Origin of the sequence: Enterococcus raffinosus (assembly GCF_001886185.1) — a bacterium.
Taxonomy (GTDB): domain Bacteria; phylum Bacillota; class Bacilli; order Lactobacillales; family Enterococcaceae; genus Enterococcus_A; species Enterococcus_A raffinosus.
Genome location: NZ_JXLA01000014.1, coordinates 23,798 through 36,770, shown reverse-complemented (window position 1 = coordinate 36,770; position 12,973 = coordinate 23,798). Strand labels below are relative to the sequence as shown.

Sequence of the window (12,973 nt, the reverse complement as noted above, 5' to 3'; positions counted from 1 at the left end):
ATACGAAAATTTCATCTAAGGTATTCCTGTCTCATTCCTTTAAAAAACATGTCAAATAAGCATTGAAAATAAACCTTATCCTCTAATAATCAACGCTTCTTTTTACTTGAATTAAAATTCTTTATAAGATTACGTGTCTTCTTATTTATTTTTTTGGACGAACTTGTCTCAGTGGTTGGGGATTTACTTTGCTTATCAGTACTTTTCTCGTTCATTGCTCCAGCCGCTACGGGTACACGCAACTTCTCTTCAGTTCGCATCATCGTAGATAGTGTTCCCTGCTGAGTATCACCTGTACTATCTAGTTTGGTTTCCTCTATATTCCTCGCATTCATTTTTGCATGATGCATTGAGCTAGAATCGTCAGACCATAATTCACCAGTATCACCCATTATTTCTAACTGCTCCTCCTGCATAGCAACCTCTACTTCTTTGAATATTCCTTTGATCAAGACAATCAGTTCGCCTTTTGTCATAGAATCTAAGTTTACCTCGCCAAAGAAATCACTAGCTACTGTTGCTTTTGACTGTTTTTTTACTATAGTAGTTTCCTTATTTTTGACAGACTCCTCCTGTGATTTCTTCTTCGCTGCTCGTGAAGAATAGATGACTGTCGTCCCTGTACATTCACAGTCTAAGAATTTCGCAAAACGACGCACCCCATCTTTTTCAAAAATAGTGAAGGAGGTAAATATTCTCAAAATACGCTGGTTTTCTGCAAGTGTATTACGACCATCCACGTCTCTCATACGAAACGTATGCTTTTTGCCATTCACATCTTCAAAGTGGGCCACCATAATATAACTTTCATAGTGCTCTTCAAGCACGGCAGTCCCTCTATTTTTTAGATAGCTGTCATAAAGACGCATCGTCTTGGTTTCCTTAAAATACTCCTTCTTACTTTTAAACAGACGAGAAATGACCTTTTCCCATTCTGACTTTTCCACATAATCTTTCAAAAAAGGACAAAACTTTCTCAAGACATCACTTGGTTCTGCATGAAAAAGCAGTTCTTGGACCACTTCTGGACAAGGCAAAGAAAAATCACTTACAACTAACGCGTTTCTCACAATAAGCGCAACAATGTACTCTGTCACAAGATCAACATTTTTTGTCGCTTCCCAAAATTTCTTTACTTTCACTTCAATGTTGGCTCTCTTCATTGTTAGTAATTGACGCTGTGTAAGTGGTTTTATTTCCATTTTTGTCTGCTCCTTTAATCACGTATTCTTATCTCCTATTCTGCCTGAAAAATCCGCGCCTGCGCATCCAAATTTTTAATAAAAAATAATTTAGATTGCTCCTATATAACATTGCAAAAGTCCGTATCTCTAATAAACAAAAAGGAATAAATGATTTTTCGAATAACGCTCAAATAAACAGATTTATCATTGAGTACTTCCCTCTACACTCCATTAAAAAATCAATAAAAAAAAGCCAAAAAGATCAATAAATTATCATTTTAATCTTCTGGTTTTTTTCAAAAAATTTTTAAATCGGAACAACCTCAATTAGTAGCTTTAATAGAAAATCATCAAACTTCTGTGCAGATAATCCGTTTAAAATGATATCAATATAGATATCTCCTTTAGTTTTTAAATGATGCTCTTCCAAATAGGCGTTCATCTGATCGAAATTGATTACTTTGGTCATATCTCCTTGAAAATAATAAATTAAATAATCGCCAGCGGGACGGTAATCAGATGCGTTAGGTACCTTTATAAAGGGACAAACATCTGAAAATTCACCTATCTGCATGTTTGATTGAGAAGGAGTATTTTTAAACATAAAACCAATCGGATATAAAAATTGATAACCGGCCGCAAAGCTTTGCTGATACATCTCACTTAAAGGTATTGATGCTCGAAAATTAGAGGCTTGATAAACCTTCGAATTAAAAAAAAGCGGGACTTGATCATAGAAAACTACTGAGTATGTAAATCGTTCTGCCGTTGCATATTCTTCTAAAGAAGCTAAATGACGATCAACCATTCCAGCCATTTCCTCATAGTAGTCTTGTTTCTGCTGAATCATTTCTTGTTGCCGTTTTAGTAAAACGGTTGCTTGTTCCGGTGTGCTATTTTGCAAATGCTCCTTGATTTCTGCCAAAGGCATCCTTATTTCCCGAAATAAATTAATCATATTCACTGTATAAATCTGCGAATAATCATAATAGCGGTACCCGTTTTCAGCTGTATATTCCGGTGTCAAAAGCCCTATTTGATCATAATAAATCAATGTTTTTCTTTTGATACCAGAAAGCTTGGCAAATTCACTGATTGATAAGTAATTGTTCGAATTCAAAATTAATCCCTCCGCTTCTTCAAGCTTTCACTTGACTGTCTAGTTACTATACAGTTTATCATAAAATTATAACCCAGTTCTCACTGTGAAACTTTTCTAAAACCACTTTATAAGGAGGTATTTATCATGAATGAATTTCAACTGTTAAAGAATTACATAGCAACATCAGATCGTCAATTAGTCCTAAACTTGGTACACTTAGCGAAATATAAGTACCTACTTGCAGATAATTTTTACTTAATAAATAATTTGTCTTATTTTGTATTTAATGCTGTCGAAAAAAACGCCTTAACAAACAGCTATTCTTTTTCAACAGTTGAAATTATGAGCAGTCTCTTCAAAACAGAAATCACATTTGCTAAAGAAGCTATTAGATATATGGAAGACTATTTACATCACCCACTAGCAACTACGGATTATTTAGTCTTAGCAGAACTAGTGATTGCTGCAAACTGCCAACTAAATGTAAATTCACACGAACAAGAGAACTATCTTCAACTGATTCACAGCTTAACTACGCGTATTGCTTTTCATGTCAATCTTTCACGCAGTAGCTTATTTGCTGAAGCTCCAAGGTTGATGCGTCATATAAAATATTTAGCGCTCCGCATTATAAAAGAGAAATTTGATTCACTTGACTCTGATAATGAACTATATTTTTATGTGATGAAAAACTATCCAAGAGACTTTTATACCGCGAATCAGCTACGTGCTTTTATCACTGAGAATTTTGATTTTGATTTATCTAATGACGAGATTAGTTACCTCGTTTTACATTTCCATAGACTTAATAGAGATTATAAAATAGTTGTAAAAGAATAACAGTCTCTTTTTTCCTTATATAAAAAGGCGGCTCGCAAGCCGCCTTCTATTTCCGATACATCTTAAACTCCAAATACAAATCATTGTAAATCCCTAAATATTCTGGTCCTAAATCCTTATAGACTTCCAAATGACTGATGGTTTCATCGTCTGGGTAGAACTGCTTATCCCCAGAGATACTTTTTGGCAGCATCGTCAATGCTTTTTTATTGGGCGTTGAATAACCGATATATTCAGCATTTTGTTTAGCGACTTCAGGCTTCAACATGAAGTTGATGAAGTCATACGCCCCTTCTTGATTCTTCGATGTTTTAGGAATCACGATGTTATCAAACCAAAGATTGGAGCCTTCAGGTGGGATAACATAATGAAGATGTTCATTTTCTGACATCATATCAGCGGCTTCACCAGAAAAGGTCACTGCCACAGCACTTTCCTCATTCGCCATATACATTTTGATTTCATCAGCGACGATCGCCTTAACATTCGGCGTTAGGCTGCTCAATTTTTTGATTGCTTGGTTTAATTGCGTCATGTTTTTACTATTGATTGAATAGCCTAGGGTCGTAAGTGATAGCCCCATCACTTCTCGGGCGCCATCGATTAGCATAATATTATTCTTCAATTCTGGTCGCCATAAGTCGTTCCAATGCTGAATCTTGTCCCCAGAAACAAATTTATCATTATAAACGATGCCCAATGTTCCCCAGAAATATGGAATCGAATAGGTATTATCACGATCAAAATCCAAATCTAGAAAACGCGGATCTATATTCTCTAATCCTTGAATCTTTGAATGATCCAACGGCAGCAAGAGCTTTTCCTTCTTCATTTTTTGGATCATATATTCACTAGGGATCGCAATATCATACGCTGTTCCACCCTGTTTGATCTTGGCTTCCATCGCTTCGTTTGAATCGAAGGTTTCGTAATTGACCTTGTAGCCATATTCCTTCTCGAATTGTTTGATCAATTCTGGATCAATATAGTCGCCCCAGTTATAAATGTTCAATACTTTTGAGCTTGCATTCGATGAATGATTCAACCGCACCACTAAAAAAGTCAGCAGCAAAATAATGGCGACAACACCGATAAAAAGTGATTGTAATTTTCTCATTTCAGTACCGCCACCTCCTCAAATTCACGTTTACGTTTTCGAGCTTTTTTAGAGGTATCTCGACTAATGAAGTAATAGCCAACCACTAATAATAGAGAGAAGATGAAGACCAAGGTAGACAAGGCATTGATTTCTAAACTAATTCCCTGTCTTGCCCGTGAATATATTTCTACCGAAAGAGTCGTAAAGCCATTTCCGGTAACAAAGAACGTCACGGCAAAATCATCCAACGAGTAGGTAAAGGCCATGAAATAGCCGGCGATAATTCCCGGCGTCAAAAACGGCAAGATGATATTGGATAAAACCTGAAAATTGTTCGCACCCAAATCTCGAGCTGCATCGATCATTGAATCATTCATCTCTTTTAACTTAGGCAAGACCATCAATACCACGATCGGAATGCTGAAGGCGATATGTGAAAGCAGAACGCTAACAAAGCCTAATTGAAAGTTCTTCAGAACACCGCCAAGCATTGTAAACAGAATCAAAAAGCTGGCCCCGATAATGACATCCGGCGAAACCATTAAAATGTTATTCAGCCCTAAAAGAACATTACGTGAGTTACGTTTCCGTGTATAATAAATGCCCATTGCTCCGAAAGTGCCGATGATGGTTGCTAAAAGCGCGGATAGAAAGGCTAGCACAAACGTTTGAACAACGATACTGATCAAACGACGATCAGAGAACAAATTTTGATAATGTTCCCACGTGAATCCAGTGAAAGTGCTCATATTGCCGCCTTGATTAAAGGAATAAAAGATTAAATAGAAAATCGGAATATACAGCAGAATAAATACAAAAATCAAGTAAATATTTGCCCAAGAAAATTTACTTCTTCTCACTTCACTCGACCTCCCTTACGTTTTTCGCCAGTCAGCATCATCACAATGAACATTGCAACAATCAAAATAACACCTATTGTAGAGCCCATGCCCCAATTCTGAGTTACTAGGAAATGCTCTTCTATTGCAGTTCCAAGTGTAATCACGCGATTCCCTCCGATCAGACGTGTCAGCATGAAAAGGGATAGTGACGGAATGAAAACAGCCTGCACACCGCTTTTTACCCCATTTAAAGAAAGCGGTAAAATAACACGACGAAAGGTGTCGAAATTATTCGCGCCCAGATCCCGACTTGCGCTAATTAATGAAGGATTGATTTCCTCTAAGGCATTAAAAATCGGCATAATCATAAAGGGCAGCTCAATATACGCTGCGACAAACATGAAACTAAAATCGGTAAACAATAGCTGCTTCTGGCCGATTCCAATGAAACTAAGAAAATCATTCACCGAGCCATTCGCGCTGAAGATACCGATAAACGCGTAGGCCTTTAGTAACAAGTTGATCCATGTTGGCAAAACCACTAGCAATAGCAAGAGTTGACGATGCTTCAATTTAGACAAGAAATAGGCCGTTGGATAACTGATCAACAACGTCATTAACGTAATCAGAAAGGCAAACAACACAGAATTCACCGTCATCATCAAGTACGTTTTAGACGTCAAATACGTATGATAGTTGCTTAACGTAAAATGACCATTCATATCAAAAAACGATTGATACACGATTAACATCACTGGTGCAATAACGAAAAACACCAACCAAAAGAAATAAGGAATGGAATAAAATCGACGTATATTTTTCATTGCTCCATCCCCTCCTTAATCTTCATAGCTCTCTAAACGCGCTTCAAAATCTTCTTCACTCTCATTAAACCGCATAACATGAATATCTTCTGGTTCAAAGGACAAGCCGACCTTGCTGCCCTTTTTGGCTTTCTTAGTGGAATGGACCATCCATTCATTCCCATCCGCATCAATACAGTTCATTTCATAATGAACCCCGCGAAAAAGCTGGGTATCAACTGTAACAACTAACTTGCCGTTTTCTGGTGTGGTTAATGATAAATCTTCTGGACGCAGCACCACTTCCACTGGTTCATTTGGACGCATACCACCATCAACGCATTCAAAGGTTTTACCGACAAATTTAACTAAGTTGTCTTCCACCATCTCACCTGCAACGATGTTACTTTCACCAACAAAATCTGCAACAAAATGATTGATTGGTTCGTCATAGATATCAACCGGGGTCCCGCTTTGAACAATCTTGCCTTTATTCATAACAAAGATCTCATCACTCATAGCCAGAGCCTCTTCTTGATCATGTGTGACAAAGATAAAAGTAATACCCAAGCGTTTTTGCAGGGCACGTAATTCATATTGCATATCTGTTCGCAATTTCAAATCCAAAGCAGACAATGGTTCATCCAATAAAAGAATCTTCGGCTCATTCACAATGGCACGGGCGATCGCCACCCGCTGACGCTGGCCTCCAGACATTTCAGTGATTTCACGATTCTCATAGCCTGGCAATTGAACAAGCTTCAAGGCTTCTAAAACTTTCTTTTCAATTTCCATTTTGGACAATTTCTTGATTTTTAATCCAAAAGCGACGTTTTCAAAAACATTCATGTGAGGAAACAATGCGTAATCCTGAAAAACCGTGTTGACTTGGCGTTTATTTGCCGGAATGTCATTCATTCGTTTTCCCTCAAAAAAAATATCGCCTTCACTTACGTCTGTAAAACCGGCGATAATTCTTAAAATTGTCGTTTTTCCACAGCCTGAAGGACCTAATAATGTATAAAAACGACCTTCTTCAATATCAAAATTTATTTTTTTCAATACGGGATCATCTTCGTCGTATTGTTTAATTACGTCTTTAAATGAAATAATTGTGTTTGCCATGACTTCCTCCTAATGAGTTTTTTATAAATAAGATTCTGTAGCGACGATCAGTACTTTACTGACCCCTGACGCCTGATTTTGTAAACGATGCGGTTTACTCGCTTCATAGTAAATACTCTCGCCTTTTTCCGCTTCATACAACGTTTCACCAAACTGCAAAGCAACCTTGCCCTCTAAAACATAGATAAAGGTTTCTGATAACGAAGGTGTAAATTGTTTGTACTGACCCTTTTTGTCCAGAGTTAATAAGATCGGCTCCATTTCCTTTTCATTGGATTCAGGAATCAGCCATTTAATGTGGTAGCCATGTTCTTCATCACTATAAAAAGTAGTGTCCTCTTCTTTATAGACAATCTTTTGATCACCCGTTTTTTGCTTGAAAAATTCAGCTGGTGTCACCCCTAAAACCTCTAAAATATCAAAAAAAGTCTCCATTGAAGGAGAACTCAGGTCACGCTCTAATTGAGAGATGTAGCCCTTGGATAAATCGGTTCGTTCCCCTAACTCTTCTTGTGTTAAATTTTTCTGAATTCGCAAATTACGCAGCTTCTCACCAATCTCCATGGTCTCACTCCCTCTTTATAATAATTTCTCCAGAAAAATAGGACCGAATCTCAGCCCTAGGAAAATTCTAATGATGTTTGCTAATAGTAAACTTATTGTTTAATAGCACCACTCAAGTATACGAACTTTTTACTAAAAATCAAGTATTTAACCCCATTTTCTTAGGATAGTTTTATGGAAATGATAGAGAAAAGAAAGTTGCATTTTCTTTCATTTCCGCTAAGATAATAGTAACCGAATCTGCGAGTTTTGCTTTTCACGGATTACTAGGCTTGAAATCAATTAATATGCACATCTATACATCAAATGATCTGTCTAGCAGAATGGTAGGCACACGAAGATCCTTGTATTTTTTATGCACTTCAAAAAATACTTTCCTTACTATGAGCTAGCTGCGAGTCCGATTTTTCACCGTTCATCAAAAATTAAAAGTATGAGAAGTTTAGCAATTACGGAGTCGATTCCGATAAGAGATTACAATAGAACTAGGAGGATAAAACATGACTGAATATCGCCGTTTACGTGTAGTCAACGATGAAACGCTACACACGGAGATCCAAAGCTTTTCAAAACCTGAGATTGAAGACAATGAGGTACTAATCGACGTTCATTATTCTGGAATCAACTATAAAGATGCTCTAGCGACAAAGGCCAACACAGGCGTGCTAAGAGATTATCCCATGACTCCTGGGATCGACCTAGCAGGAAGAATCATTGAGTCGAAAGATGAACAGTTTGTTAGCAATGACGAGGTTCTAGTCACCGGCTATGGCTTAGGCGTCAAACAAGATTGCGGACTAAGCGATCTGCAAGTCGTTCCTGCTTCATGGGTAATCAAACGACCGAAGAATTTATCTGCTAAACAAGCCATGACCTTCGGAACAGCTGGATTTACCGCAGCATTAGCAGTAGACGCATTGCAGGCACATGGATTAAATAAAAATAGTCGCGTACTTGTCACGGGGGCAACAGGTGGCGTTGGGGGTTTTGCTTTACATTTCCTCAAACAAATCGGCTGTGCGGAAATTATTGCCTTGAGTCGCAAGGATGACCGGAAGAATTATTTAATGGAAGTAGGTGCCACTTCTGTCTTATCACCTGCTGAGTTATTTCCTGAAAAAAGTCGTCCGTTAAACAAACAGCTTTTTGATTTTGTAGTAGACACTGTTGGCGGCGATACACTAGCACAGGTTCTTCCTTTTGTGAACTACGGGGGAAGCTTAGCGCTTTGTGGAAATGCTGGCGGAATCAAACTGAATACAACTGTCTTGCCTTTTATTTTACGTGGTGTTAACTTATTAGGCATCGACTCTGTAGAAGCATCGATGGAACAACGCCAAAAGCTTTGGGCTAAAATGGCAAACGAATGGGCTCTTTCGGACACGATTAACGTCCAACAAGTCGAACTTGATCAAGTACAAGAGACCGCAGACAATTTATTGGCCGGAACGCATGTAGGCCGTACCATTGTCGCTTTAGGAGGAAAAAACAAGTGAGAATCCTGATAACTTCAGGCGGCACCTCAGAAAAAATTGATGATGTGCGCGCGATTACTAACCACTCTAGTGGAAAATTAGGCAAGGCAATTGCTGAAAGCTTTGCAAAAGAGGATGCCGTGATCGATATGATCACTACTCGTCACGCAATGAAACCAGAAGGCAAAACGATTCATCCCTATTATATCGAATCAACCGCTGACTTAGAACGAACACTGAAAAAATTAATGTCTGAAAATACGTATGATGCCGTAATTCATAGTATGGCTGTCAGTGATTTCACTCCTGAAAGCTCAGTAACGCTTGAAGACCTAGAAGCGGCAGTTGCGACACAGCCGAAGGATTTACCAAGTGCCTTAGTGACTATTGCCAACGAACGAACGGAGAAGAAGATCTCTTCAGACACTGATCATTTGGTAGTAGTCTTAAAGAAAACACCAAAAATAATTTCCTTGATTAAAAAACTACAGCCGCAGACGATTTTAGTTGGGTTTAAACTATTGGTGGATGTGCCGATGATTGAACTGTTAAATGTGGCAAAGGAAAGTCTCAAAAAGAATCAAGCTGATTTCATTTTAGCGAATGATTTAGCTGAGATTCGTGGGGAAAAGCACCACGGTTATCTCATCAACAAACAGCACAAGGTTAAAGAAGCACATACGAAGACAGAAATCGCGGAACTAATCAAACATGAAGTCATGGAATTGGAGGAAGCAAAATGAAGACCATCCTATTAGGTGTCAGCGGCAGTATCTCTGCTTATAAAGCAGCCGATATCACGAATGAGCTAACGAAAATGGGTTATAAATTAGACGTAGTGATGACAAAAAGCAGTACTGAATTTATCACACCTTTAACGATTCAATCACTGTCCCATCGGCGTGTTCATCTGGATGTTATGGAAGAACCAGATGCCGCTTTGATCAATCATATTGCGTTAGCTAAAGAAGCCGATTTATTTTTAGTGGCCCCTGCTTCCGCCAATACAATCGGAAAATTAGCCAATGGAATTGCCGATGATTTATTGTCCACCGTTGCCTTGGCTCTACTGCCAGATACACCGAAAATTATCGCTCCGGCAATGAACACTTATATGTATCAAAACCCGATCGTTCAACGAAACCTTGCAACATTAAAAGAAGTTGGCTATCAAGAAGTTGAACCTAGAGAAGCTTTACTGGCTTGTGGTGATTACGGCCGAGGCGCTTTGGCCAATGTTGCAGATATCGTGCATATCGTAAATTCAAAATTGAAGGAGTAACAAATGAAAGAGAAAAATGTAAAGAGCTTTACTTTGACCGCGATGTTTTTAGCAATCATGATTATTTTAGCGGTCACCCCACTTGGCTTTATTCCTATTGGTCCGATTAATGCGACAACGATGCATATTCCAGTCATTATTGCATCCATCGTTTTAGGTCCACGCATCGGTGCCGGCTTAGGAACTGTTTTTGGAATCATCAGTTTGGCTAGAGCGACTGTGATTATCACACCGATGTCCTTTGTCTTTTCTCCATTTATCGCAAATCCGTTGACGAACCAAGGGGATTGGCGCGCGATAATTGTGGCTATTATTCCTCGTATTTTAATCGGTGTCGTTCCCTACTTTGTCTACAAAGGGCTTCATCGCCTTTTGAAACAAAAGGCACGGCCAGTCAGTCTGTTCATTGCCGGTCTAGCTGGATCGATGACCAATACCATTTTAGTTATGAACCTGATCTTTTTCTTCTTTAAAGACAGCTATGCCAATGTCTTGCAGGTAACCGCTAATGCTGTTTATGGTGTCATTTTAGGGATTATTTTCGGGAGTGGATTGGTTGAAGCCATCGTCGCTGGTATCGCAACAACGGCGGTTTGCGCGGTTCTTTTACGACTTATGAAAAAATAAAAAAATGTTGGATAGAAATCATTTTCGATTTCTATCCAACATTTTTTATTTTTTTGGATCTTCACCAAGAATCCGAACTTCCGTTTCCAACATTACATCAAATTTTTCTTTGATCGTTTGCTGGATATGTGCAATCAACTCAATATAATCAGTCGCTGTTGCATGATTGATATTGACGATAAACCCTGCATGCTTCTCAGAGATTTGTGCACCACCCCAAACCAATCCCTGCAAACCAGCATCTTGGATCAATTTTCCAGTAAAATGTCCAACTGGCCGTTTAAAGACACTGCCACATGAGGGATATTCAAGTGGCTGTTTCAACTCGCGCAATTCCGTCAGCTCCGTCATTCGTTTCTCGATTTGTCCATGATCGCCAGGAGCCAACTTAAAGTTAGCACTTAACACGATCGCTGGCTGATCCTGAATCGCAGAGTGACGGTAAGAAAAGTTCATCTGATCTTTGTACCAGGTTTCAAAGGTGCCATCTGCTAATAATACATCGACAGATTCAAAAACATCTTCTAATTGACCATCATACGCTCCAGCATTCATGAATACTGCCCCACCAATACTTCCAGGAATACCACACGCAAATTCAAAACCTGTCAAGGAATGATCCAAGGCGACATACGTTGTATCAATTAATTTCGCTCCGGCTTGTGCAGTAATGGTGTCTTCTTCCACGCGAATCGTCGTCATATCTGTCAGCATGATTACCACACCACGGATTCCGCCATCTTTGACGATCAGATTGCTGGCATTACCTAAAACGATCCATGGAATAGCATTTTCACGACAATAGTCGACTAACGCCTTCACTTCTTCGTTATCTTTAGGAAATGCTAGAGCGTCCACAGGTCCGCCGGTTTTTGTAAAGGTATAATTCATTAAGGGTTCATCCAAAAGGATTTTCAAATTTGGTAATGCGTTCGTTAATTCTGTTGTTTTCACTTTGATAAGCCTTTCTCGTTCGACACGGGTAAATTTTTCAAACATCCTTGCTATTTTAGCACGCGGGAAAAAAACTTACCACCCCTTATAGCTGATGGCGAATGTGTTGCTTCAGCATTTGCTCACAAAGCTCATGACTAAATAGTACGTCTTCTTGACGTAAATCTACATTTTCGCCATTCAACGCCGCAATGAAAGTAGTTACTAATTGTTCAAACCCGCGTTTTTCAAGCGTCGTTGTCCAATCACCAAACCGTTGTACCTCTTCTGTTTGTCCTCGTTTAATCGTCAAATCTGTCAATTGCTCTAAAACCATCGTTTCTTTAGGAGAACTTACTTGGTAGCGTTCCATTTTTCCCCCGCTTTGCAAATCCATTGAAAGAATACATTCTGTCGTTGGTGTTGAAAGCAATAGTTGCGCATACGTCATTTGGCCCTTTTCTTCCCGAATTTTAGAATGAACCTTCATGACCTCATCATCTAATAAAAACACTGCTGTATCCACTAAATGAATAAACAAATCATAGATGCCATATTGTGTATTCATCGCATGATTCGGCTCATTCTTTTCCAAATGAATAACTTTTTTTTGCGGAAGCTGTTTCAGCTGATCCACCATTGGTGCGAAGCGGCGATTGAAGCCCACCATAAATAAAAGTCCTTTTTCTTTCGCTAGCTGCTGGAGCTCTTGAACCTCCTGTAATTTCTCACTAACAGGCTTATCAATGAAAACCGCAACCCCTGCGTTCAGACATTGCTTGGCAATTTCAAAATGAACACTCGTTGCCACATGAATAAAGCACGCATCAATTTTTTCTGCCAATAATTCATCAATTGTTGCGACTGTATGCTCAAAGTTGTATTTTTGAGCTATTTTTTCCCGAACCTCTTCTCTGCGAGTCGCAAAAATAAAGGTCGCTTCCTTGCGCATTTTCGCATAGGTAGGCAAATAAGCCTTCTGGGCGATGCCTCCGATACCGATAACTCCGATTTTCATGATTAAGACCCCTTTTTATGATTTAGTTTTTGTTTTATTCAATACTTGTATCCTTTGCTTTCTCCTTTTTTTTCGTTAC

At 38.8% G+C, this 12,973-nt stretch carries 14 protein-coding genes; 5 read left to right on the top strand and 9 right to left on the bottom strand.

What is annotated here, in order from left to right; genetic code table 11:
- Positions 1-89: 89 nt before the first annotated feature.
- Positions 90-1,202: a hypothetical protein gene (locus RV13_RS09235; RefSeq protein WP_010744406.1), complete on the bottom strand. Its 1,113-nt coding sequence runs from the start codon at positions 1,200-1,202 to the stop codon at positions 90-92.
- Positions 1,203-1,491: 289 nt separating this feature from the next.
- Complete coding sequence (locus RV13_RS09230; RefSeq protein ID WP_010744405.1) at positions 1,492-2,304, bottom strand: MerR family transcriptional regulator; 813 nt, start codon at positions 2,302-2,304, stop codon at positions 1,492-1,494.
- A gap of 126 nt (positions 2,305-2,430) precedes the next feature.
- Between RV13_RS09230 and RV13_RS09225 the strand changes: the two genes are divergently transcribed.
- Positions 2,431-3,126 (top strand): PRD domain-containing protein, encoded by a 696-nt coding sequence (locus RV13_RS09225; RefSeq protein ID WP_010744404.1) that lies wholly within the window; start codon positions 2,431-2,433, stop codon positions 3,124-3,126.
- A gap of 46 nt (positions 3,127-3,172) precedes the next feature.
- Here the strand turns inward: RV13_RS09225 and RV13_RS09220 are convergent, their stop codons facing one another.
- Genes RV13_RS09220 through RV13_RS09200 form a run of 5 tightly spaced genes read right to left on the bottom strand, consistent with a single transcriptional unit; the run spans position 3,173 to position 7,559 of the window.
- On the bottom strand, positions 3,173-4,243 hold the full coding sequence (locus RV13_RS09220; RefSeq protein WP_010746409.1) for an ABC transporter substrate-binding protein: 1,071 nt from the start codon (positions 4,241-4,243) through the stop codon (positions 3,173-3,175).
- Positions 4,240-5,085: an ABC transporter permease gene (locus RV13_RS09215; protein ID WP_010746410.1), complete on the bottom strand. Its 846-nt coding sequence runs from the start codon at positions 5,083-5,085 to the stop codon at positions 4,240-4,242. Before RV13_RS09215 ends, RV13_RS09220 begins: the two co-directional genes overlap by 4 nt.
- Complete coding sequence (locus tag RV13_RS09210) at positions 5,082-5,891, bottom strand: ABC transporter permease (RefSeq protein ID WP_010746411.1); 810 nt, start codon at positions 5,889-5,891, stop codon at positions 5,082-5,084. Before RV13_RS09210 ends, RV13_RS09215 begins: the two co-directional genes overlap by 4 nt.
- Before the next feature lie 15 nt (positions 5,892-5,906).
- The gene (locus RV13_RS09205) at positions 5,907-6,995 is read right to left on the bottom strand and encodes an ABC transporter ATP-binding protein (RefSeq protein ID WP_010746412.1); all 1,089 of its coding nucleotides are present in this window, start codon (positions 6,993-6,995) and stop codon (positions 5,907-5,909) included.
- A gap of 21 nt (positions 6,996-7,016) precedes the next feature.
- Positions 7,017-7,559 (bottom strand): helix-turn-helix domain-containing protein, encoded by a 543-nt coding sequence (locus tag RV13_RS09200; protein ID WP_010746413.1) that lies wholly within the window; start codon positions 7,557-7,559, stop codon positions 7,017-7,019.
- A 500-nt stretch (positions 7,560-8,059) separates the two neighbouring features.
- On the opposite strand from RV13_RS09200, the gene RV13_RS09195 reads away from it, so the two are divergent.
- The 4 genes from RV13_RS09195 to RV13_RS09180 are packed head-to-tail and all read left to right on the top strand — an operon-like array spanning position 8,060 to position 10,943.
- Positions 8,060-9,055, top strand: a complete 996-nt coding sequence (locus RV13_RS09195; RefSeq protein WP_060789646.1) for a YhdH/YhfP family quinone oxidoreductase — start codon at positions 8,060-8,062, stop codon at positions 9,053-9,055.
- Positions 9,052-9,777 carry a phosphopantothenate--cysteine ligase gene (locus RV13_RS09190; RefSeq protein ID WP_010746415.1) on the top strand — a complete coding sequence of 242 codons (726 nt, stop codon included), beginning with the start codon at positions 9,052-9,054 and terminating at the stop codon, positions 9,775-9,777. The genes RV13_RS09195 and RV13_RS09190 overlap by 4 nt, the downstream gene beginning before the upstream one ends.
- Entirely contained in the window at positions 9,774-10,316 is a 543-nt protein-coding gene (gene coaC, locus RV13_RS09185) for a phosphopantothenoylcysteine decarboxylase (protein ID WP_010746416.1), read from the top strand. The genes RV13_RS09190 and coaC overlap by 4 nt, the downstream gene beginning before the upstream one ends.
- Before the next feature lie 3 nt (positions 10,317-10,319).
- Positions 10,320-10,943 (top strand): ECF transporter S component, encoded by a 624-nt coding sequence (locus RV13_RS09180; protein ID WP_010746417.1) that lies wholly within the window; start codon positions 10,320-10,322, stop codon positions 10,941-10,943.
- A gap of 45 nt (positions 10,944-10,988) precedes the next feature.
- On the opposite strand, the gene murB is transcribed toward RV13_RS09180, so the two are convergent.
- Together murB and RV13_RS09170 are read right to left on the bottom strand one after the other, a co-directional pair.
- Positions 10,989-11,897, bottom strand: a complete 909-nt coding sequence (gene murB, locus RV13_RS09175; protein WP_010746418.1) for a UDP-N-acetylmuramate dehydrogenase — start codon at positions 11,895-11,897, stop codon at positions 10,989-10,991.
- Between the two features lie 85 nt (positions 11,898-11,982).
- Positions 11,983-12,894 (bottom strand): Gfo/Idh/MocA family protein, encoded by a 912-nt coding sequence (locus RV13_RS09170; protein WP_010746419.1) that lies wholly within the window; start codon positions 12,892-12,894, stop codon positions 11,983-11,985.
- Positions 12,895-12,973: the final 79 nt, after the last annotated feature.